The sequence below is a fragment of the Bacteroides mucinivorans genome (assembly GCF_034654355.2).
GTDB lineage: Bacteria > Bacteroidota > Bacteroidia > Bacteroidales > Bacteroidaceae > Bacteroides > Bacteroides nordii.
The window spans coordinates 2,283,762-2,305,775 of the sequence record NZ_CP178179.1 but is presented as its reverse complement, the minus strand read 5'-3'; the positions used below and the strand labels follow the sequence as shown (position 1 = coordinate 2,305,775).

20 protein-coding genes are annotated in these 22,014 nt (G+C 39.1%); 8 read left to right on the top strand and 12 right to left on the bottom strand.

The features are described from left to right. Complete coding sequence (locus VCM39_RS08405; RefSeq protein ID WP_303070999.1) at window positions 1-696, bottom strand: gliding motility-associated C-terminal domain-containing protein; 696 nt, start codon at window positions 694-696, stop codon at window positions 1-3. Between the two features lie 143 nt (window positions 697-839). Here VCM39_RS08405 and VCM39_RS08400 point away from each other — a divergent pair, with 143 nt between their 5' ends. Both VCM39_RS08400 and VCM39_RS08395 read left to right on the top strand, forming a co-directional pair. Further along, window positions 840-2,627, top strand: a complete 1,788-nt coding sequence (locus VCM39_RS08400; protein WP_221649922.1) for a LysM peptidoglycan-binding domain-containing protein — start codon at window positions 840-842, stop codon at window positions 2,625-2,627. 1 nt (window position 2,628) lies between these two features. Next, entirely contained in the window at window positions 2,629-3,333 is a 705-nt protein-coding gene (locus VCM39_RS08395) for a porin family protein (protein ID WP_221649921.1), read from the top strand. A 128-nt stretch (window positions 3,334-3,461) separates the two neighbouring features. On the opposite strand, the gene VCM39_RS08390 is transcribed toward VCM39_RS08395, so the two are convergent. The 5 genes from VCM39_RS08390 to VCM39_RS08370 form a co-directional block, all read right to left on the bottom strand. Next, window positions 3,462-3,908, bottom strand: coding sequence for a DUF4293 domain-containing protein (locus tag VCM39_RS08390; protein ID WP_221649920.1), 447 nt, complete (start codon window positions 3,906-3,908; stop codon window positions 3,462-3,464). Window positions 3,909-4,058: 150 nt separating this feature from the next. Continuing rightward, complete coding sequence (locus VCM39_RS08385; protein ID WP_221649919.1) at window positions 4,059-4,394, bottom strand: DNA-directed RNA polymerase subunit omega; 336 nt, start codon at window positions 4,392-4,394, stop codon at window positions 4,059-4,061. A 15-nt stretch (window positions 4,395-4,409) separates the two neighbouring features. Then, a complete protein-coding gene (locus tag VCM39_RS08380; RefSeq protein ID WP_007485988.1) occupies window positions 4,410-5,213 on the bottom strand; it encodes an outer membrane protein assembly factor BamD in 804 nt (267 codons plus the stop codon). 181 nt (window positions 5,214-5,394) lie between these two features. Then, window positions 5,395-5,820: an amino acid-binding protein gene (locus VCM39_RS08375; RefSeq protein ID WP_221649918.1), complete on the bottom strand. Its 426-nt coding sequence runs from the start codon at window positions 5,818-5,820 to the stop codon at window positions 5,395-5,397. Between the two features lie 27 nt (window positions 5,821-5,847). Further along, the gene (locus VCM39_RS08370) at window positions 5,848-7,146 is read right to left on the bottom strand and encodes a phenylacetate--CoA ligase family protein (RefSeq protein WP_221649917.1); all 1,299 of its coding nucleotides are present in this window, start codon (window positions 7,144-7,146) and stop codon (window positions 5,848-5,850) included. Window positions 7,147-7,585: 439 nt separating this feature from the next. Here VCM39_RS08370 and uvrB point away from each other — a divergent pair, with 439 nt between their 5' ends. Beyond that, on the top strand, window positions 7,586-9,616 hold the full coding sequence (uvrB, locus tag VCM39_RS08365; protein WP_122201535.1) for an excinuclease ABC subunit UvrB: 2,031 nt from the start codon (window positions 7,586-7,588) through the stop codon (window positions 9,614-9,616). A gap of 204 nt (window positions 9,617-9,820) precedes the next feature. Here uvrB and VCM39_RS08360 read toward each other — a convergent pair whose 3' ends face one another. After that, entirely contained in the window at window positions 9,821-11,380 is a 1,560-nt protein-coding gene (locus tag VCM39_RS08360) for a toll/interleukin-1 receptor domain-containing protein (protein WP_221649916.1), read from the bottom strand. 571 nt (window positions 11,381-11,951) lie between these two features. Between VCM39_RS08360 and VCM39_RS08355 the strand changes: the two genes are divergently transcribed. From VCM39_RS08355 to VCM39_RS08345, 3 genes are all read left to right on the top strand, one after another. Next, window positions 11,952-12,704 (top strand): hypothetical protein, encoded by a 753-nt coding sequence (locus VCM39_RS08355; RefSeq protein WP_322933084.1) that lies wholly within the window; start codon window positions 11,952-11,954, stop codon window positions 12,702-12,704. Window positions 12,705-12,739: 35 nt separating this feature from the next. Further along, window positions 12,740-13,213 (top strand): hypothetical protein, encoded by a 474-nt coding sequence (locus VCM39_RS08350; protein WP_289292005.1) that lies wholly within the window; start codon window positions 12,740-12,742, stop codon window positions 13,211-13,213. Window positions 13,214-13,441: 228 nt separating this feature from the next. Further along, window positions 13,442-13,870 carry an Hsp20/alpha crystallin family protein gene (locus VCM39_RS08345; protein ID WP_025867749.1) on the top strand — a complete coding sequence of 143 codons (429 nt, stop codon included), beginning with the start codon at window positions 13,442-13,444 and terminating at the stop codon, window positions 13,868-13,870. Window positions 13,871-13,972: 102 nt separating this feature from the next. Here the strand turns inward: VCM39_RS08345 and VCM39_RS08340 are convergent, their stop codons facing one another. The 5 genes from VCM39_RS08340 to VCM39_RS08320 all read right to left on the bottom strand — a co-directional run bounded on the left by VCM39_RS08340 (window position 13,973) and on the right by VCM39_RS08320 (window position 20,017). Next, on the bottom strand, window positions 13,973-15,127 hold the full coding sequence (locus VCM39_RS08340) for an ABC transporter permease (RefSeq protein WP_221649912.1): 1,155 nt from the start codon (window positions 15,125-15,127) through the stop codon (window positions 13,973-13,975). Between the two features lie 90 nt (window positions 15,128-15,217). Next, on the bottom strand, window positions 15,218-16,321 hold the full coding sequence (locus VCM39_RS08335; protein ID WP_322933085.1) for an ABC transporter permease: 1,104 nt from the start codon (window positions 16,319-16,321) through the stop codon (window positions 15,218-15,220). A 3-nt stretch (window positions 16,322-16,324) separates the two neighbouring features. Then, window positions 16,325-17,785: an ATP-binding cassette domain-containing protein gene (locus VCM39_RS08330; protein WP_221649910.1), complete on the bottom strand. Its 1,461-nt coding sequence runs from the start codon at window positions 17,783-17,785 to the stop codon at window positions 16,325-16,327. A 63-nt stretch (window positions 17,786-17,848) separates the two neighbouring features. Further along, window positions 17,849-18,748: an HlyD family secretion protein gene (locus VCM39_RS08325; protein ID WP_322933086.1), complete on the bottom strand. Its 900-nt coding sequence runs from the start codon at window positions 18,746-18,748 to the stop codon at window positions 17,849-17,851. A 12-nt stretch (window positions 18,749-18,760) separates the two neighbouring features. Then, window positions 18,761-20,017: a TolC family protein gene (locus VCM39_RS08320; protein ID WP_221649908.1), complete on the bottom strand. Its 1,257-nt coding sequence runs from the start codon at window positions 20,015-20,017 to the stop codon at window positions 18,761-18,763. 191 nt (window positions 20,018-20,208) lie between these two features. On the opposite strand from VCM39_RS08320, the gene VCM39_RS08315 reads away from it, so the two are divergent. After that, the gene (locus VCM39_RS08315) at window positions 20,209-21,099 is read left to right on the top strand and encodes a helix-turn-helix domain-containing protein (RefSeq protein WP_221649907.1); all 891 of its coding nucleotides are present in this window, start codon (window positions 20,209-20,211) and stop codon (window positions 21,097-21,099) included. A 141-nt stretch (window positions 21,100-21,240) separates the two neighbouring features. Next, window positions 21,241-21,789 (top strand): 30S ribosomal protein S16, encoded by a 549-nt coding sequence (locus VCM39_RS08310; RefSeq protein WP_289292022.1) that lies wholly within the window; start codon window positions 21,241-21,243, stop codon window positions 21,787-21,789. Window positions 21,790-22,014: the final 225 nt, after the last annotated feature.

The following is a 22,014-nucleotide window of genomic DNA, read 5'->3' as shown; positions in this document are numbered from 1 at the left end:
TTACCTCAGTATATTTATATCTCCTTTATGTTTATACACGACTCCATCTGCACCACGTGCTTCTACTACGATAAAATACACGCCTACAGGCACCTGATGCCCACGGGATGTTCCATCCCATCCCTTATCAATGTCCGTCAATCCCCACTGATATAACTTCTGTCCCCAGCGATTGAACACAACAGCATCGAAACTAACAAGTGATTTATACTTCACTTTAAAAATATCATTAATGCCGTCTCCATTAGGTGAAAAAGCATTAGGTATTTTCAATTCCGACTCAGGTACCTGAATGATAAACACATCTGATACCGAAGTTGGTCCGTCTTCTGTTTCCGTATCGCTCACCTGTAACCTGACATAGAATGTCCCCGAAGTAACAAAATCAAAAATGGTTTCTTCTTCATAACGTGGTGACCCGCTTATAGGATCATTAAATTCCTCATCAGATGCAAAATTCCATTCATAACGTAATGTTGGAGAAGGAGACTCAATATTGGCCACAAAACGAAATTTAAGTGGAGCCGACCCCACATATGGTTCTCCACCGGCCTCAAGCGTCTTAGGCTCTGTAGGATCAGTACCATTCTCCAGTAGCAATATAGCCACAGGATTTAACTTAATCTGTGCCCAACCCTCTGAAAAAGGAAAGGCAAGACAGAACAATATTATATAAGATAATCTGTGTAGTGACATAACATCTGCAAAATTAATGTTTCCACTTGAATTATGGTCTTAAAGAAACACAATATTATTTTCTTAACTCAATTATTAGGCAGATATATATCAGAATTTGTACCTTTGTTGCCTGATTTTAAGAACTAATAGTTTAAAAATTGATGAGACCCTTAATAAGCCGAATACTCTTTCTTCTGTTTTTTATAAGCATCTCTTGTATGAGCCTTCATGCTCAGGAGAATCAATCTTACTTCCTTCACACCATTGAAAAGGGACAAAGTTTATATTCCATATCCAGTATGTATGGAGTCAGTCAATCAGATATCATACAGTTAAACCCGGGATGTGAAGAGAAAATCTATGCAGGACAAACAATCCGGATTCCTCAGAAACAAAAAGCATCAAAACAAGATGAAAAGTTCCACACCATTGAAGCTGGAGAAACCTTATATAAACTAACTACAATATATAATGTATCGGCTAAAGCAATCTGTGAAGCCAACCCCGGACTTAGTGCCGAAAATTTCCGTATCGGGCAAGTGATCCGCATTCCTTCTGCCGAAGAAGTTGCCCAAGCCACTGCCACTCCTTTGACTCAGGACGTTGCAACAACTTCTCCATCGACTACCACCGTTCAGGGTCCTGTTCAATCCAGATGCAAAGATATGCATAAGGTAAAACGACGTGAAACCATTTTCAGCGTCAGCCGCGAATACGGAATCAGCGAACAGGCACTGATTGATGCTAATCCGGAACTAAAACAAGGGATGAAAAAAGGACAGTTCCTTTGCATCCCCTACCCTTCGGCAAAACCTGTGGCACCTCAGGAAAATAAAGACATAACTCCTCCTACTGATAAGGAACTATTCCTGGCCAGCAAAGAAGCACCGGAAAAGATAAGCACCATAAAAGCAGCCATATTATTGCCTTTCCTTCAAGATAAGCGCATGGTTGAATATTACGAAGGATTTCTTCTTGCTGTAGACAGCCTGAAACGTACAGGCACTTCTATTGATCTTTATGCTTATAATTGTGGAGACGACAATGCTTCTCTAAATAGCATTCTTGCTAAAGACGAAATGAAAAAGATGAATATTATCTTTGGTCCGTCACAGTCAAAGCACACAAAAGCACTGGCAACTTTTGCTAAGAAACATGATATTCGTATGGTTATTCCTTTCTCTTCAAAAGAAGAAGAGGTATTTAGCAATCCGTTTATTTATCAGATTAATACTCCACAATCCTATCTGTATTCAGAGGTATATGAACACTTTATACGTCAGTTCTCCAATGCCAATATAATCATATTGGAAGCTACGACGGTAGATAAAGATAAAACAGAATTTATCAAAGGACTGAAACAGGAACTGACAAACAAAAGAATTCCGGTAAAGACACTCCCCGAATCAGCCACAGCACAAGCGATGAAGGAAGCTCTACGCAGTGATAAAGAAAATATTTTTATCCCTACGTCTGGTAGTGACGTGACACTCATTAAAATCATTCCGCAGCTAACTGTACTGGTAAGAGAAAATCCGGACGCTAACGTACACCTTTTTGGTTACCCGGAATGGCAGACTTATACAAAAGATCACCTGGACAGTTTCTTTGAGCTGGATACATATTTTTACTCTTCGTTTTATACAAACAACATGCTTCCGGCAGCTATCAACTTCATTAACTCTTATCACAAATGGTATAGCAAAGATATGGCCATCAATTATCCTCAATACGGAATGTTAGGATTTGATACGGGATTCTTCTTCCTGAAAGGATTATCCAGATATGGCTCCGAACTGGAAAAGAATCTACCTAAAATGGATCTGACCCCTATACAAACCGGATTTAAATTTCAACGGGTGAACAACTGGGGAGGTTTCATCAACAAAAAGGTATTCTTTGTTCATTTTACAAAGAACTTTGAATTAGTAAAGCTTGATTTTGAATAAGATGACACATATAAAAACAACAATCATAACAGTAGTGTTACTAATAGGCATTGCTTTTCCGGCAATGGCACAGATTGGCGAAATGCGTCACAATTTTGCCATCGGAATAAATGGTGGTGTCAATCTCAACAAAGTAACTTTTCAACGAAAGATCAAGCAAAGCATGCCCATGGGAATCACAGGCGGACTGACTGCCCGTTATATCTCTGAGAAATATTTTGCTATGATTTGCGGTGCACAGGTTGAGCTAAACTTTTCACAACGAGGTTGGGAAGAGGCTTTTGAATTAGCTGACGGCACAAAAGACCTTAGCCGAAGTTATAGCAGGAATATGAATTACATAGATATTCCTTTTTTAGCCCATCTGGCATTTGGCAAAGATTATGGTGTACAGTTCTTTATCAATCTGGGACCACAGGTAGGTTTTTTAATAGGTGAGTCAGAGAAGGCAAGCGGATGGACGGCCGAACAAATTGCCAGTGCAAAAGAATATGGAAAGAAGATAGAAAACAAGTTTGACTATGGAATAACCGGAGGAGGTGGACTTGAAGTAAGAAGTAAAAAAGCCGGTAGTTTTCTGTTAGAAGGAAGATATTACTTTGCGTTATCCGATTTCTACCATACCAGCAAAAAAGACGATTTTGACCGTGCAGCCCACAATACCATATCAATAAAGTTGACTTATCTGTTTGACTTGAAGAAATAATTCAAAAGATACAGCCCCTTAAGATTATCAGAGATTTTAATAATATTAGCCTACTTATAAAAAGATGCCACACCGTCCTACAGAACGATGTGGCATCTTTTTTTTTAAAGTATACAATATTGTATGATCTATCTCAACCTATCAGCAGCGTGCACCATTGCTTCATCACGACCGATTGCACGTATGGCTAAATAATTGAGAATAATAGCAATCAATGGAAAACACAACGCCCAATGAAACTGAAAGGAAGTTTCATCACTACGAAGCACAAAGAAGAAAGCAAGGAAAGCCATATAATACCCCACCAATAATAAACTATTGAATATAGTCATACGAATCTGCAATATACGGTTCTTAAAAAGAAAGATAGTAGCAAATGCAACAATTGCAGCCAGCATCAATATACAAAAAAGCCCCCATGTAGACTGAAATGTATCACCCATTGTAAGTCCGAGTGGTTTAAAAACACTTACCGCTCCATTTAAATTAATCAAAGAGCCTACAGGCAAACACATACTCGCTATTAACAAGCCCGTAACAAGCAACAAATAAATACTCTGAATACGTTGAATCATATTGTCTTAGTAGTTTTAAAAGTTTATAACGATAAAAAAAATAACCGACAGTAAAAAAATAGCCAAGTAATAATAAGAACACTCTTCCTACTTACTACTTGACTATCTAATTCTTACTACGTTATTCTATTCTTAACTTCTTGCGTTCTTTTACTGCAATTTTTCTTTTTCCTTGGCCGGATTTCTATAATAAATCTTACCTTCGATATACTCTTGTGTAGCAATCAATGCAGGCTTTGGCAATTTCTCATAATAGCGAGAAATTTCAATCTGTTCACGATTCTCAAATACTTCTTCCAGGTTGTCATTATAAGAAGCGAACTCTGCAAGCTTCTTGGAAAGATCACTCTTGATTTCCACACTAATCTGATTGGCACGTTTACCAATGATAGCCACTGTTTCGTAAACATTACCTGTATCAGCACACAATTCCATCATGTCACGCGTAACGGTGTTAGTAGGAGCATTCGTTTTTTTGTAATCCATAAATCTATTTATAATTTAATCTTTAATTACTTTGGTTGATGCATTAAATATCTTTTCGGCTTCCTTCAGATACTTACTTTCCGGAAACTCATTCTTAAAAGCATAATATTCATCGACAGTTTCACGATAACGATCTATCTTTTTCTCTTCTATACTATTAATAGCCATTTCATATTTAGCACGAAGAATCAGGATAGAGAGATCCTCACGATAATCAGTATAAGGATAATCTTTTAGCGCATTCTGAGCAGTGATTACACATGACTCATAATTATTACCCATATAATTACCCAAATTGTAATACAATTTGGCAGACATAAATTCTTTCAGAACAAGCTTATCCTGAAGAGCAAAAATCATATCCTGAGCTTCCTGTTTTTTAGAACTTGCAGGATAATATTCAAGGAATGTCTGCAGTTGCTGAATAGCTGTATAAGTACCAGACTGATCCAGACGCGCCTCCGGGGTATCCAAATAAAGCGCTTTGCCTGCATGATAACTTGCCAATTCAGCAAATGTGCCACGCGGATAAGTATTGGTATAGGTTATAAATGTCTGGGCAGCAGTTGAATAATCTTTCTGATTATAATAACTCATACCTAACATATAAAGAGATTCTTCTGCTTTATCGGTACCTTTCAGAATGGTTATCAGCTCATTCAATAATGTAGCAGAACGCCCATATTGACCTTTAGCGAAGTAGTTTTTTGCCGCCTCATACTTATATTCGTAATCGGTACTTTTTAGCAACTTATTGTACTCTCCACACGAGGAAAGTGTAGCGGCTGCAAGCAGAGTTATAATAATATTCTTCTTCATCCTATTTTAAATAATGCGCAAAGTTACAGAATCATGCGGAATAAACCAATTAATCAATGTTTTTTAATATAAAATAGGAGTTGAAATATAGAATATAGAAGTTAGTAGCTGGCAGTTGGAATCTATGCAGATTAACTATATGCCGCAAAGATTCTAACTACCAGCTACCAATTTCCAGCTTCTAAAGCCTATACAGATCACTTGCTGCCAGCAAATCTACTTTTTTCTCTGTGAGTACACGAATACAATTCTCCATATCATTAGGACGAATCACAACATTTGCCGTATTGTTATTAGCAAACGAATACATGTATTCAATAAATACCCCTTCATCAGATAAAAATCGCAATACTTTGGCAAGTGCACCTGGCACATTAGGGCAACTAATGCCTACTACCTCTGTTATATTCACGGCAAAATGATTCTCTTTCAAAGCCTTATAAGCTCTGTCAGGGTCAGATACTATACCACGCAAAATACCAAAATCAGCATTTTCGGCTATACACAAGGCAGAAAGATTTATATTTTCTTTTGCCAACACTTCAGTCACTTCCGTCAAACGACCAGACTTATTTTCCAAAAAGATAGAAAGTTGTTTTGCTACCATAATATTTGAAATTTAAAAAGTTACAACTCACAATTTTCTATTATCAATCACTCTCTTCGCTTTGCCTACACTACGTTCAATGCTACGCGGTTCCACCAGCTTCACATCTACCCCCAGTCCCAATACGCTTTGCAGACGAGAAGTAAGTTTCTTCTTCAATGCCAGCATTTTATTGATCTCGTCAGAATAAGCGTCTTCACGAACTTCCACCTTCAGCTCCATCGTATCCGTATTATTCTTACGATCAATAATCAACAGATAATGTGGTTCGAATTCCGGCATCTCAAGGATGACAGACTCAATCTGAGTTGGGAATACATTAACTCCACGAATAATAAGCATGTCATCACTACGTCCCAGAATACGATCCATGCGCACTAATGTACGTCCACAAGTACATTTATCATAATGTAAAGCAGTAAGATCTTTTGTACGATAACGCAATAAAGGCATTCCTTCTTTAGTAAGATGAGTGAAAACAAGTTCACCGGTTTGTCCAGGTTCAACAGGTTGCAGCGTATGAGGATCAATTATTTCAGGAAAATAATGATCTTCATTCAAATGTGTACCATGCTGGCATTCACACTCATAACCCACCCCCGGGCCGGCAATCTCACTCAATCCATATATATCATAAGCTTTAATTCCCAGTTTTTCTTCTATTTCACGACGCATATTCTCCGTCCACGGCTCAGCTCCGAAAGCACCGGCTTTCAACTTAAACTCTTCACGGGGAAACCCGGAATCTTTAATCGCATCAGCCAGATAAAGCGCATAAGAAGGCGTGCAACACAACAAAGTAGAGCCAAAGTCATGCATCAGAGTTATTTGTTTCTCTGTATTACCACTTGACATGGGAATAACCGATGCTCCGATATTCTCGGCTCCGGCATGAGCCCCCAGACCACCGGTAAACAAACCATATCCATAAGACACCTGGAAGATATCCGAGCTGTCAGCTCCATAAGCAGTAAAGGCACGTGATAAACATTCCGTCCACGAAGATAAATCTTTGCGGGTATATCCTACAACAGTAGGCTTACCCGTTGTTCCTGAAGAGGCATGAATACGCACAATCTGACTCATCGGAACCGCACATAGTCCGAACGGATAATTATCTCTCAAATCGTACTTGGTGGTAAACGGTAATTTTACAATGTCATCAATGCTGTTAATATCATCCGGAGTAATTCCTAACTCCTGCATCTTTTTGCGATAAAAGGGGGTGTTGTGATAAACGTGCTCCACAATCTTTTTGAGCCGTATACTTTGGATTTTGCGAAGACTCTCACGGTCCATGCATTCGATACTTTCGTTCCAAATCATGTTTCTCGTTGTATTTATATTTGTATTAATCTGTTTTTTCTTTACACAACCCGCTGAGGGAATTAAATAAATAATTGAGTAAATTTCGGCTAAATCAAACAAGAAATAATAAAGTGTACACTTTTACCTCACAACAATGTACACTCTTACCATACAAAAGTGTACAATATTGACCCACCAAAGTGTACACTTTTATAAACATTGATTACCAGCGCTTTACAGTCATCCATTTAGAAGGATAAAAAACGATTCACGAGATAATTCAAACCTTTGTTTCTTTGCAGATTTGCCTCTCCATCAACCATCTTTTAAACAGCTTCACATCAACTCCAGCGATGTTTTATAATAAACTGTTGCAAAGTAAAGGATTTATTTGGAAAAACAATTTGTTTATCTCAACTATTTTCCCGAATATTGCTCCCCCTTTTAAAACAAAAACATGAATTTTGAATTAACATCCGCCTATAAGCCTACAGGCGACCAGCCTGAGGCTATTGCCCAATTAACCGAAGGTATAAAACAAGGATTACCTGCCCAGACCCTATTGGGTGTTACGGGCTCAGGAAAGACGTTTACTATAGCCAACGTCATAGCTAATATCAACAAACCTACATTGATATTGAGCCACAACAAAACGCTGGCTGCCCAGCTATACAGTGAATTTAAAGGATTTTTCCCCAACAACGCTGTGGAATACTATGTTTCATACTACGATTATTATCAGCCGGAAGCCTATCTTCCCAGCTCTGATACGTATATCGAAAAAGATCTTGCCATCAATGATGAAATAGATAAGCTACGGCTTGCCGCCACTTCTTCCCTACTCTCAGGACGTAAAGATGTAGTGGTAGTTTCTTCTGTTTCATGCATCTATGGTATGGGAAATCCATCCGACTTCTATGACAATGTCATAGAAGTGGAACGGGGGCGTATGCTGGATCGTAATGTATTTCTGCGCCGTCTCGTAGACAGCCTTTATGTACGCAATGACCTGGATCTGAATCGTGGTAACTTCCGTGTAAAAGGTGATACAGTAGACATTTATCTGGCCTATTCCGATACCATCCTGCGAGTGACTTTTTGGGGAGATGAAATTGATGGAATTGAAGAAGTAGATCCGATCTCAGGCATAACAATTGCTCCTTTTGAGTCATATAAAATATATCCGGCTAATTTATTTATGACAACCAAAGAGGCAACTCTACGTGCTATCCACGAAATAGAAGATGACCTTACCAAGCAAGTAGCCTTTTTCGAATCTATCGGAAAAGAATATGAAGCCAAGCGTCTTTATGAACGGGTGACGTATGATATGGAAATGATTCGCGAGCTGGGGCACTGTTCCGGTATTGAGAACTATTCACGTTATTTTGATGGTCGCAGTGCCGGTACCCGCCCCTATTGCCTGCTCGACTTTTTCCCGGATGACTTTCTAATTGTTATAGACGAAAGCCATGTTAGCGTCCCACAGATACGTGCTATGTATGGTGGTGACCGCGCCCGAAAAATCAATCTGGTAGAATATGGTTTTCGCCTACCTGCAGCCATGGACAACCGTCCTCTTAAATTTGAAGAGTTTCAGGAAATGGCCAAACAGGTTATTTATGTCAGTGCGACTCCGGCCGATTATGAACTGGTACAGTCTGAAGGTATCATTGTGGAACAAGTAATCCGACCTACCGGTCTGCTTGACCCTGTGATTGAGGTACGTCCCAGCCTCAACCAGATTGATGATCTTATGGAAGAAATTCAAATACGTATCGAAAAAGAGGAACGTACTCTCGTGACGACTTTAACTAAGCGCATGGCTGAGGAATTAACAGAATATTTGCTTAATAACAATGTGCGATGCAACTATATCCACAGCGATGTAGATACACTTGAGCGTGTAAAAATTATGGACGACCTTCGTCAAGGTGTGTACGATGTATTGATCGGTGTAAACCTTTTACGTGAAGGACTTGATTTACCAGAAGTATCTTTGGTTGCCATTCTTGATGCAGACAAAGAGGGATTCCTGCGCTCCCATCGTTCCCTGACACAAACAGCCGGACGTGCTGCCCGAAATGTAAACGGAAAAGTAATCATGTATGCAGACAAGATGACAGAAAGTATGCAGCTGACAATTGACGAAACCAACCGACGCCGGGAAAAACAGCTTGCTTATAATGAAGCAAATGGCATCACCCCACAACAAATAAAGAAAGCACGTAATCTCGCTGTATTCGGTGGAAACAATACCGAGGAAATGCTAAAAGAAAAACATGTTTATATAGAACCATCAAGCCCGAATGTAGCTGCTGATCCGATCATTCAATATATGACTAAAGCTCAGATGCAAAAGAGCATAGACCGTACACGCAAGTTAATGCAGGAAGCTGCCAAAAAACTGGAATTCATCGAAGCAGCTCAATATCGTGACGAATTACTGAAACTGGAAGATCTTATGAAAGAAAAGTGGGAAGAATAAACAGAAACTCTTAATAAAAATTGAATTCAATAAGCAAAATATTAATCAATGTTATAAAACATGTTTTTTCTCCCACAAAATTTGCTAATATTCGGAAAACCCGTACATTTGCAATGTGTTTTTCATAGTATTAGATTTAAGGTTAACAAAGGTTGGAGCAAGGCGTTGCTCCTTTTTTTATGTCCATACCACATATTCATTCTTTTATTTTGCCTTATTGGCTACTTTTTTTAAGTACTCATCAAGTAGTTTTTTTCGCAATAGTTCATCTAACTGGATAGAGACAGATAATTTTCCATCATTTATACCCAGAAACTGAATGATATAAGGTTCTACTGGTTCTCCTTTGGCAACACTCCTGCTGGTAGTCGATAAAACTTCTTTTCCGGTTTCTCTTTCTTTTGAGTTTTCTGTCAGTGAAGATATCTGTGCATTAACACCCAATTCTGTGAAAGGTATAGAAGTATTTAAGCATTCCGCCCAAGCTCTCCCCAAAGAATGATATTTCTTACTATCAGCAACAAATCCTTTTCCCTGTTCTGCACCACAGTCTGGATAGGAATACCGGGACAAAGAAGTTTCCATTCCATTATAAAGAGAGCTAAACGTTTCTTTTCCTTTTATTATATTTTTGGAGATCGAAGTACTCTTCAACTTAGAGAATCCGGTAGCTTCAATAGTCGTACTACTCGTAAAATCTTCGGCACTACCTGTTATCACCGATTTCAAATGACGCGAAATAGTTAAATTCAATTTTCCCTTTGTACCACTCTTCATCTGAATTGCTACAAACATTTCACCGGTTTTATATTTATACTCCCTCATTATATCATAATTCAAAGAAGATAAAACCATTTTCTGAACAATATCGAATGTCTCTTCTTTGTCAGAGATACTACTATCAATAATCGAGTTTATCTCTTTTCCCTGTGATATTGCCCATAAATAAATGGCACGAACTATCGCCTGTTCACGTGCCTCAGTCTCTTCAAGTCCGGGATCGGAAATGCCAATATGCACCATTCTCTGATTTGAAAAGATCCATTCAGGGATACCACTTTCAACAGGTGCAACAGGAACCGTACCAACATTCAGTGTCGTTGTCGGTTTTGAAGTTACCGGGACCTCTTTTCCATTCTCTATATGTACCGGCACTACTACAGAGTCCTTTTTAAAAGAATCTGTTTGCAACACTTCAGAAATTTCATCCGGTATCAGATCCTGATTTTTTACCCCCCACCAAAGTCCTCCGACTATTAATAATCCAACTATAGCACAACAAGCTATAATTATCCCCATCTTCATTCTGTGAGGTTGTCCTTCCTTCTTCCGAGGTGTATCCAGTGGAACTACTACCCGATTCTGGCTCTTTAAAAAGGTAGTGAGCGTCTGTATTAAACTACCAAAGCTCTTATTCGGGTTTGGATAAGCATCAATCCAATGTTTGCGGGCCAGGTAGTAATCTAACGAATCATTCAACTCTGATTTATCAATCCGAAATGGGATTATTATTTTTCCTTGGTTGAAAGCCTTATCAATTTCATTACCCACATGTGGCGAGTTATTTGAATGGATAGAAAAAATAAGTACCACCAACCGGGCTTCCCGAATGGCATTAACAATTTCAGCAGCATAGGGCTGACCGGGAGTAACATCTCTCGGAGCAATCCAACAACGTATTCCCGCCTGTTCTAAAGCATGACAAAGAGCGGTTGCTACACTTTTATCTTTACTTGAATAGCTAATAAAAACATCGTGTTTCATAATATTACAAACCTGGATCTATTGAGAATTTTACAACTTCAGGAGACAAATATAAGTATTCTCATCCATTCAGAAGAATTTAATCATTAGACTTTTCACTTCCTATTATTAAAGCGCTCTATTATTTCTCAAGACATTGAAACAATCGGAAATTTCTTAATAAAACTTCAATCCAATCCTGCAACTATTAATCAATGTTATAAAACATAGTTTTACTCTTGACAAATTTGCTATATTCCGGAAAGTCCGTATATTTGCATTGTGTTTTTCATAGTATTAGATTTAAGGTTAACAAAGGTTGGAGCAAGGCGTTGCTCCTTTTTTTATGCCTATACGTTTGCTTTCTCTAAAAATAGTAATACATTTGCAATACAGACATTTCCTCCAAACATCCAAGTATTATCATATAAATAAATTCAAAGCTTTATCAAGAGTTATAATAAGACAAAATGTATTCTAACATAATTTTATTGATAAAATACATAGATTGTTTCATTCAAATAAAACTATAAATCAATATATAGAATTGGTAAGTTGAAGATATCAAGAATAAAAAGCTATTAAAATAATTATGGAACAACAACCTCAACTCAACGATCAAAATAAACAAGAGTATCCTCCTATGCATACAGAGGAAGATACAGCCTTAAATGACATACTACAGAAAGTTCCATCAACTGCAGAAATATTATTTTACAAACAACAAAATTCAAATATCAATATCCAATGGATAAATTGGGCTATAGATATGTTTCAAGCTGGATATGAGACTGAAAATATTATTATATTAGCGGGAGAAGACATTTATTGCAACCCTTTTGAATTTACAGCACTGACTGATAAAATATTCGAAGAATTACATTTGAATCATATTGATATTGATAAAACTCTTATAGCATACAGTACCTTTCTAATTCAACAAGCCATACAATCACCAAATAAAAATAAGATTTGTGACATTCTAAAAAAGCTTGAGTATTTATGTATAAGCAATGACTACAATACTAACTTATATGATTTTTACGCATTATCCAATGCAATAGATGAAATGGAGGAGTGTGGAAGACAATATTATTGGAACGACTCTTCTTTCACAAAAGACAACTGGTATGAATATGTATTAGAATACTTCAAACAATATATAAGTGGCACTTCTCTACAACATAAAATAATTGAAGAAGATAACTCTACCTCTAAAAAGGTAAATTCTGATTCAATGGAAAAATGTAGCTTAAAAAAAATATTTCGTTTCTTTGCAGGAAAGTTTAATTTTAAAACTAATTATACCATTATGAAAAGACACAGCAACCTTCATCAAAAATAAATTTTGAAGTAAAATAAAAAGCTATTAAAATAATTATGGAACAACAACCTCAGCTCAACGATCACAATAAACAGGAGTATCCTCCTATGCATTCAGTAGAACACATTCTGAACGCAACCATGGTGAAAACTTTTGGCTGTCCACGTTCGCGAACGGCTCACATAGAAAAGAAAAAAAGTAAATGTGACTACGAACTTTCTTCCTGCCCTACTGACGGACAAATACAGGCTGTAGAAGATAAAGTAAATGAAGTTATCAATCAACATCTCCCTGTAACGATTGAATTCATGCCCAAAGAAAAAGCTAAAGATATCGTAGATCTTAGTAAACTGCCGGAAGATGCAAGTGAAACTCTACGCATTGTCCGTATAGGAGATTATGATGCTTGTGCCTGTATCGGACTACATGTAGAAAATACCTCTGAAATAGATACATTCAAAATCATCAGTCACGATTATGATGAAGAAAAAAAAGTATTGAGGATACGGTTTAAGCTAATAAAACAATAGGAGAAAAAACAAAAATCTATCTATCTTATATAAAATAAACAAAAATAAGTAACATTATGGCATAAATAGCGAAACTTTGGCGCTTCAATTCTGACAAATAGTCAAATACAAGAACAAAAATGCCTTGGCATATGTTTTGCTTAATTATTAATGAACAACGGTTCCGGAAACGGAACGGAAGTTCATTAATTAACCGAATGTTTAACTAAAAGATAGGAGACTAAAATTATGATGCCTGTTAGAAGAACTCAGAACTGGTTACCAAGTATTTTTAACGATTTCTTTGATAATGAATGGATGGTAAAAGCAAATGCTACTGCACCCGCTATTAATGTAATCGAATCAGAAAAAGAATACAAAGTAGAAGTGGCTGCTCCGGGGATGACGAAAGAAGATTTCAACATCCGTATCGATGAAGATAATAATCTTGTTATTTCTATGGAGAAAAAAACAGAGAACAAGGAAGAAAAGAAAGACGGTCGCTATCTGCGTCGTGAGTTCTCATACTCTAAGTTCCAGCAAACAATGATTTTGCCTGATAATGTAGACAAAGAAAAGATTTCAGCTCAGGTTGAAAATGGTGTCCTTGCCATTGAACTTCCAAAGCTTAGCGAAGAAGAGATTAAAAAGCCTGAAAGAACCATCGAAATAAAATAATCATTAGACAAACGTTACAACAGATTAAATAAAAAACAGTTTCCCACTAAAAAGGGGAACTGTTTTTTTATAATCAAATGTCTCTATGAAAACAAGTAAAACCTACATCCTCTTTCGATAACTTCGTACAGCCCACACATTAAAGAACAAAACAAATACCAATAATGCTCCCAATTGTGGTAACATATCTGTAAAACCACTCCCCTTCAGATAAACCATACGCATTACCTGCATCAAATACTTCAGCGGATTGAGAATAGTAATCACTTGCGCCCACTCCGGCATACTGCTAATAGGAGTAAACAACCCACTCATAAGAATAAGGATAAGCATACAAAACCACATAACGAACATAGCTTGTTGCATGGTAGCAGAATGGTTGGAAATAACCAGTCCCAACCCGGACATGGAAAGGACGAAAAGAATAGCAAAGAAGTAAATAACAAGAAAATGCCCGACAGGCAAAATGCCATAAAGTAACCAGGCAAGGATGAAACAAATGGTAAGTACCACAAAACCAATGAGCCAATATGGAAAGAGCTTAGCCAGAATAAAAGTAAATTTACTCACCGGCGTAACATTTATTTGCTCAATAGTACCAACTTCCTTCTCACTAACGATGTTGAGAGCAGGCAAAAAGCCACAAATAAGGGTAAGCAACATCACCATAAGGGCCGGAATCATGAACAATTTATAATTAAGGTTAGGATTGAATAAGTTGAGAGTTGTATAGTTAGTTGAAAGTTGAGAGTTGAAAGTTGAAAGTTGGGAATTCGTCATGACACTTACATCCCCCGACGTATCTCCCCATGCGGGAAGCACCACTACCTCAGAAGCATAATTTTGAATGATATTAGAGAGATAAGAACCACCAAGACCACCTTTGGTACCATTCACCGCATTAGCAGCAATGAGAACGTGAGGACTACGCCCCACTGTGCAATCCTTTTCAAAATCACGTGGAATTTCAAGAATAATATCGGCATCACCAGCTTCTACATTCTTCAGCGCCTCATCATACGAGTCAGGAAGTGCTGTCAGACGAAAATAAGTAGAAGCGGAAATCTTATCAACCAACCGGCGAGAAGTAACCGAATGATCATTGTCTACAATATTGAGAGAAACATTCCGTATCTCCAGATTCATAGCCCAAGGCATAAGAATCATAATCATACAAGGAAAAACAAGTATGAGACGCGGAAGGAAGGAGTTGCGAAACAACTGCTTGAATTCTTTTTCAATGAGAAACTTTATCATATTCAATAATGTGCCAATATGCCAATGTATCAATTGGCTGGCGCGTTTTAGTAGGTTAATTATATTAGTTAATTCTCACTTGTTGATATATCATTCCAATCTGTTCTTGAACTTTTTAAAACTAACCGTTATCAGTACTGCTGCCATCAATGCCAGGATACCCACTTCTTTCAACACCAATGTAATATCCACTCCTTCAATCATCAGTTTACGAACAGCCTGAATATACCAACGGGCAGGTAATATATCAGAAATAATCTGCAATACCAACGGCATGCTCTCTATAGGAAAAATCATACCGGAAAGAATCATTGTCGGCATCATCAGTATCAACCCCGAAGCAAGCATAGCCGCCACCTGTGTTCGTGTTACAGAAGAGATAAGTAGCCCTAATGCCAACGACACGAATATAAATAACAAAGACACCGTTATCAGCCAAAACAGGCTGCCTGCTACCGGTACATGCAGTACATAGACTGACAATAACAGAATAGTGACCAGGTTGATGAACGACAGCACAAAATAAGGTACCGCCTTTGACAAGATAACAAAAAGTGGTTTTACCGGAGAGACCAACAAAATCTCCATCGTACCGGTTTCCTTCTCGCGAACAATCGAAATGGAAGTCATCATCGCACAAATCAGCATAAGTATAAGTCCCATCACACCAGGCACAAAATTATAAGTACTCTTCATCTGCGGATTATAGAGCAATTTCACATCCGGCACAATAGTGGCAACCGACACGCCCGGAGGCATCAATTCCTGCTGTACGGAAGCAATGATACCGGCAGCATAGTTCGTTCGGGTAGTTGCCATATTGGGATCAGTGGCATCGGCCACAAGCTGTATTTGTGAATCACCGCTATAAATGCCATCAGCAAAACGGGTACTGAATACAATGGCCAGATCGGCATCTCCTTCACGAAAAATCGTTTCCAACTCTTCCGGAGAGTGTATCATGCGCTCCATCCTAAAGTATTCGCTGGCACCGATACGGTCTACAATACGACGAGTCATCATATCATTACTGGGATCAAGCACCACCACCCGCACATTTTTCACCTCTGTAGAGATAGCAAAACCAAAGAGGATAATCTGAACGACAGGCATACCCAAAAGGATTAGCATCGTTCTCCGGTCACGGAAAATATGATAAAATTCTTTTCTTACAAAGGCAAAAAACTGTTTCATAATTTAATCTGCTTTACGAACGGCCTTACGAGCCAATTGTTGAAATACGTCATCCATTGTTTGAGTATGGAACTTCTCTTTGAGCCCACGGGGAGTATCAAGAGCTTCAATACGTCCATCCACCATAATAGAAACACGGTCACAATACTCAGCCTCATCCATATAATGAGTGGTCACAAAGACAGTTATACCACGATCGGCAGCCTGATAGATAAGTTCCCAGAATTGACGGCGGGTAGCAGGATCTACTCCCCCGGTCGGTTCATCCAGAAAAACAATCCTCGGTTCATGGAAAATAGAGACTGAAAAGGCCAGCTTCTGTTTCCATCCCAGGGGGAGGCTTTTCACAAGTGTCTCACGTTCGGCAGTAAAACCAAGGCGCTCCAATAACTCATCGGTTTTATTAGCTATCTCCCTCTCTTTCATACCATATATACCAGCAAAGAGGCGAATGTTTTCCCAGACTTTAAGATCCTCGTACAAAGAAAACTTCTGACTCATATAGCCTATATTTTTCTTAATTTCTTCAGACTGAGTGAAAAGATCAAATCCGGCTACCCTGCCACTACCGGAAGTCGGTTTACTTAGTCCGCAAAGCATACGCATAGCAGTCGTCTTTCCGGCACCATTAGCACCCAGGAAACCAAAAATTTCACCACGGTTTACCTGAAACGAGATATGATCTACAGCAGTAAACGTACCAAAACGCTTACAGAGATTATCAACTTCGATAACAGTTTCGCCTTTATGACGTAACTCCTCCCGTTCCAATCCCGGTGGACACAGGATATGGGCAAATTGCCGGAGGATGTGTTCCGGAGTATCAATGCCATGTATTTGTCCTTCGTTGATAAATGCGATCCGGTCACACTGACGGGCTTCATCCATGATAGGCGTAGAGGCTATAATAGTAATCCCCTGCTCTTTGAGACGACGCAGCATTTCCCAGAATTCTTTACGGGAAACGGGATCGACTCCGGTAGTAGGTTCATCCAGAAAAAGAATATCCGGTTTATGTATCAAAGCACAGCTCAATGCAAGCTTCTGTTTCATTCCCCCCGACAATGCTCCTGCACGACGTTTCTTAAAAGGTTCTATCTGCTGATAGATATCTTTCACCAAATCATAATTTTCTTCTATTGTAGTGTGAAAAACGGTAGCAAAAAAGTTCAGATTCTCTTCCACCGTCAGGTCCTGGTAAAGTGAAAACCTGCCGGGCATATAGCCTACTTTCCGGCGAATCTCTTTATAATCTTTCACCACGTCCGCCCCACCTACAGTAGCCGTACCTTCATCGGCAAGCAATAAAGTAGTAAGTATACGAAAAAGTGTACTCTTCCCTGCCCCGTCCGGACCAATAAGTCCAAAAAGTTCACCGGGTTTCACAGCAAAAGAAACTCCACGAAGCGCCTCCACCTTCCCATAACGTTTGCTTATATTATCTACCACTACTTCCATCTCCATCTCCTAACTTTTTCTATTTCCCTCAACTTTCAACTCTCATTTTCAACTTTCAACTTTCCATTTTCAATTAAAACAAACTCCTCCATACATCCCTATCTTCAGGTACCCGTCATTCTTCACAGCTATTTTCACTGCATATACCAGATTAGCACGTTCATCTTTGGTAAGGATAGTCTTTGGGGTAAACTCCGAACGGTCAGATATCCAGGTAACAACTCCGGGATACTCTTTCCGGATATCATTACCGTAGTCTGAAAACACAGCCACCTTTTGTCCGAGTTTCACCTGTGAAAGCTGTTCAGAGCTTATATAGGCACGAATATACATCTGTTCCATATCCGCCACTTTAAACAAGGGTTTCCCCATAGTAGCCAGTTCACCGGCTTCGGCATATTTGGCAAGAACCGTTCCATTAAGAGGAGATGTAATATGACATTTCATTAATTGATCTTCTATCTGTGCCACCTGAATACCCACCGAAGAACTTTGCCACGTAAGGCTTTGCCGGCTATTGAGCAAGGTTGAACCCTGGGCAATCAATTGCCGTTGAAGTACAGAGAGATGTGCATCCGCATCATCCAGTTGTTTTTGATTCGCAGCTCCCGCCTTCAACAGATTTTCAACACGGCGTTTCTCACGTTCGGCAGTGACAATCTGTTCTTTCAAAGCAGCCACCTGTTTCAGAATATCAGGTCGTTGATCTTCTACTGACTTCACATTAGCTTCCAATTGTATCTTCTTCAGATAAAGCTGAACAGTATCTACAAGTCCCACCTGCTGACCGGCTTTCACTGGTGTGCCTTCTTCTACTTCCAGGCTCAATAATTTACCGGCCGCTTCGGAAGACACAAGTACTTCGGTTGTTTCAAATGTTCCGGTAGCATCATAATCGGGGCTACCGCTTCCACAAGCAGCAGCTATGAACAGTAGGGAAGAAAATCCTATAAATTTCATTCGTTTCATAACAGGGCTATTTTATAAATTAATGGTATATTTTAGTTTCCAGATATTCATCAGCAATTGAATTTCGTGCAGAGCTTTGGTTTGCCGTGCCATACTCTCTGAAGTAATCTCACGTAACAGATCCGTAACAGTCAGTGTACCGTTTGCCACTTTTGCTTCAGCTGCCAGGCGGATATTAGTGCGCAGACGAATAATCTCTTCATCATCCTGCATCTGTTTCCGCATAGAAACAATGCCACTGTTTTGTTGAGTAGCCTGCAGGCGGGTATTAAAAAGAAAGACATCCCGGTTGTTTTGCAATTGCTGCTTATTGGTCGATATCAGTTTTTTATCATTTCGCAGCGTATATAGACTCCCGAAGTTCCACGACAACCGTACTCCTGCTACATAAAAAGGAGAAAACTCATCTTTCAGCATATTCAATCCGGGGTTGCCATAAGCTCCCTGCACAAAAAACCCGAAACGAGGCATATAACCTGTTTTCAATGCTTCTTCCTGTATTTGCAAACGTTGATTTTGTGCATCAAACCACGTCAGTTCCGGACGGCGTATATCTCCCCAAGGAGATATCTCACTTTCCAAAGGCTTCTTCAACTTGGTGTTTTCCGTCAGATCCTCCCCTGTCAGTAATGCCAGCATCTGTACATAAGCCTGTCTCGAAGCAGAAAGCTCCACCCGCTTCTGACGGGTATTCAACTGTTCCACTTTCACAGCATCAAGATCAGACTGACTGGCTATTCCATTCTCCATATAAGCACTGATCTGCCGGAAACTACGCTCCAGTTCGTCTTGCAAAAGCCGGTTTTGTATAAGCTGTTCGTCCAACAGGAGAATGCTGAAATACAATTGATCTACTCTCTCATTCAGAGCATACATATCTACATTCAACTTCTCCCGGTCCACATCAGAAGACGCAAGGACCATCTCTTTTTTAGTATGTATCTCTCCACCATCCCAAATGTTCTGTTTCAGCTCTAACATTACCTGATATTGATCCTTGGGCTGACCTTTAATATCTATTCCGGGAATTTTCACAGGAAGTTCGGTCACATCACTCTGATAACTGGCCTTTGCCGAAAGGGCAAACTGCGGCAGATATCCTTTCAAAGCATTATTCAGATTGTACTCTTTAGTTTTTTCTATAAGACCATACTGCCTCACTAACGGATAGTTGTCCTGCGTTTTCTGCCGACACTCTTCCAAAGTTATCTGTCCGTACATACACGATACAGCCAGCAGAAATGATAATGAAAGAATCATTCGTTTCATATTCTTCTTCTCTATTAATTTCTTTTTTGCAAAGATAGGCAAATAGAACATGCAACCAGGTTCCAATAGTTTGCAATGATGTCCCATTAGTTCGATAATGAACAGATTTGAATAAAATTCACCTGTAGATTACAATGTAGTCTTATCTTCATATTGTATCTTTGTGAAAAATACAACAACTCCTGTCTGTTATGGAAGAAAAGAATAAGCCTCTCGAACTGGCACTCGACTTACTAAAACATACCCAAATTGCACGTAATAATGAGTATAGGTATATAAATCCCGATTTTGGTATCGTCATTAGTTTTGCCGGATTAGATAGTTATCTCTTTAAAATAGGACAACCCTACCGCACCAAAGAGGGACGCATCATCCGTGCCTTACGAGGAAGGGCCCGTATATCCGTCAATCTGATAGAATACGATGCTTTTCCGGAAATGATAATTGTCACCCCACCGGACTCTATCATTCAGGTGATAAGCTTTTCTCCCGACTATGATTTTCAAGTGATTGTAGCAAGCAACAACTTTTTGTCTGTTCCACACAGAGAAGATCTGACCGATTCATATATGAAACAAGGTATCGTGATAAAACTGACAGATAAAGAATGGAACGAAACGGGAATGTACTTCTCACTGATCTGGGAAACAGTACAAGAATCCACCTTCCGGAAGGAAGTAATACAACATCTGCTTACGGCTCTTCTATATAATATAAGGTATATACAGAAAAAGAACCAAAGCAGCATTAGCCAATTACCATCACACCAGGAAGAATTATTCCGTCGGTTTATTGCCCTGGTCAATGAATACAATAAAAAAGAGCGTACCGTAGGTTTCTATGCAGATAAACTCTGCCTTACCCCCCGCTATCTGAATACCGTTATACGGCAAGTAAGCCAACAGACGGTAATGGAATGGATTAACCAGGCCGTCACGCTCGAAGCCCAGGTCTTACTGAAACATAGTAACTTAATGGTTTATCAAATTGCCGATGAATTAAATTTTCCCAATCCTTCTTTTTTTTGCAAATTCTTCAAAAGAAGAACGGGAATGACACCACAGGAATATCAGAAAAAATAGAAACAGCCCTACATCGGAATCCGCATATTGCAAATAATCAGTAAGATACTTTGCCAGTTCAAACAAAAGCCGTATCTTTGCGCCCGCTATTACGAGTTAGTAGCATTAATTCAAATCATTAATTAAAAACATTTATTTAAAATGGCAACCAAAATCAGATTGCAAAGACACGGACGTAAAAGTTACGCGTTTTATTCAATTGTAATTGCAGACAGCAGAGCACCACGTGATGGTAAATTTACAGAGAAGATTGGTACTTACAACCCGAACACCAATCCTGCTACAGTAGATTTGAATTTCGACGCTGCATTGGCATGGGTATTGAAAGGTGCACAACCTACCGATACTGTACGTAACATCCTTTCTCGTGAAGGTGTTTACATGAAAAAACATCTCCTTGGCGGTGTAGCTAAAGGCGCATTTGGCGAAGCTGAAGCTGAAGCAAAATTCGAAGCTTGGAAAAACAACAAGCAGACAGGACTTGCTACTCTGAAAGCTAAAGAAGATGAAGCTAAAAAAGCAGAAGCAAAAGCACGTTTAGAAGCTGAAAAGAAAATAAACGAAGCAAAAGCGAAAGCATTGGCAGAAAAGAAAGCTGCTGAAGCTGCTGAAAAGGCTGCTGCTGAAGCACCTGCAGAAGAAGCTGCTGCTCCGGCAGAAGAGGCTCCTGCTACTGAAGCTGCTGAATAATAGTAAGCAAATTCACCAAAATGGGATTAAAACTATAAGGTCCTCTCCGGCTTGCCGGGGAGGATTTTTTGTGCTTCCCGCACGGGGAGGTTCGGCAGGCGATGACAGGGAGAGATGTTTATAAAAGATAGTTGCCAAAATAATAAGTAAGTGGGTTTGCTAAAACGAAGATAAAAAAGAGGGCAACAGGAAAAATATTAAAGAGAAAGAAACACATCATTCATT

What these genes read in the sequence shown, in the direction of transcription:
- VCM39_RS08390 (WP_221649920.1), bottom strand. Translation starts at nt 3,908, where the DNA reads ATGATTCAACGTATTCAGAGTATTTATTTGTTGCTTGTTACGGGCTTG.
- VCM39_RS08340 (WP_221649912.1), bottom strand. Translation starts at nt 15,127, where the DNA reads ATGATAAAGTTTCTCATTGAAAAAGAATTCAAGCAGTTGTTTCGCAAC.
- VCM39_RS08400 (WP_221649922.1), top strand. Translation starts at nt 840, where the DNA reads ATGAGACCCTTAATAAGCCGAATACTCTTTCTTCTGTTTTTTATAAGC.
- VCM39_RS08405 (WP_303070999.1), bottom strand. Translation starts at nt 696, where the DNA reads ATGTCACTACACAGATTATCTTATATAATATTGTTCTGTCTTGCCTTT.
- VCM39_RS08370 (WP_221649917.1), bottom strand. Translation starts at nt 7,146, where the DNA reads ATGATTTGGAACGAAAGTATCGAATGCATGGACCGTGAGAGTCTTCGC.
- VCM39_RS08315 (WP_221649907.1), top strand. Translation starts at nt 20,209, where the DNA reads ATGGAAGAAAAGAATAAGCCTCTCGAACTGGCACTCGACTTACTAAAA.
- VCM39_RS08320 (WP_221649908.1), bottom strand. Translation starts at nt 20,017, where the DNA reads ATGAAACGAATGATTCTTTCATTATCATTTCTGCTGGCTGTATCGTGT.
- VCM39_RS08395 (WP_221649921.1), top strand. Translation starts at nt 2,629, where the DNA reads ATGACACATATAAAAACAACAATCATAACAGTAGTGTTACTAATAGGC.
- VCM39_RS08360 (WP_221649916.1), bottom strand. Translation starts at nt 11,380, where the DNA reads ATGAAACACGATGTTTTTATTAGCTATTCAAGTAAAGATAAAAGTGTA.
- VCM39_RS08310 (WP_289292022.1), top strand. Translation starts at nt 21,241, where the DNA reads ATGGCAACCAAAATCAGATTGCAAAGACACGGACGTAAAAGTTACGCG.
- VCM39_RS08375 (WP_221649918.1), bottom strand. Translation starts at nt 5,820, where the DNA reads ATGGTAGCAAAACAACTTTCTATCTTTTTGGAAAATAAGTCTGGTCGT.
- VCM39_RS08380 (WP_007485988.1), bottom strand. Translation starts at nt 5,213, where the DNA reads ATGAAGAAGAATATTATTATAACTCTGCTTGCAGCCGCTACACTTTCC.
- VCM39_RS08385 (WP_221649919.1), bottom strand. Translation starts at nt 4,394, where the DNA reads ATGGATTACAAAAAAACGAATGCTCCTACTAACACCGTTACGCGTGAC.
- uvrB (WP_122201535.1), top strand. Translation starts at nt 7,586, where the DNA reads ATGAATTTTGAATTAACATCCGCCTATAAGCCTACAGGCGACCAGCCT.
- VCM39_RS08325 (WP_322933086.1), bottom strand. Translation starts at nt 18,748, where the DNA reads ATGAAACGAATGAAATTTATAGGATTTTCTTCCCTACTGTTCATAGCT.
- VCM39_RS08345 (WP_025867749.1), top strand. Translation starts at nt 13,442, where the DNA reads ATGATGCCTGTTAGAAGAACTCAGAACTGGTTACCAAGTATTTTTAAC.
- VCM39_RS08330 (WP_221649910.1), bottom strand. Translation starts at nt 17,785, where the DNA reads ATGGAGATGGAAGTAGTGGTAGATAATATAAGCAAACGTTATGGGAAG.
- VCM39_RS08335 (WP_322933085.1), bottom strand. Translation starts at nt 16,321, where the DNA reads ATGAAACAGTTTTTTGCCTTTGTAAGAAAAGAATTTTATCATATTTTC.
- VCM39_RS08355 (WP_322933084.1), top strand. Translation starts at nt 11,952, where the DNA reads ATGGAACAACAACCTCAACTCAACGATCAAAATAAACAAGAGTATCCT.
- VCM39_RS08350 (WP_289292005.1), top strand. Translation starts at nt 12,740, where the DNA reads ATGGAACAACAACCTCAGCTCAACGATCACAATAAACAGGAGTATCCT.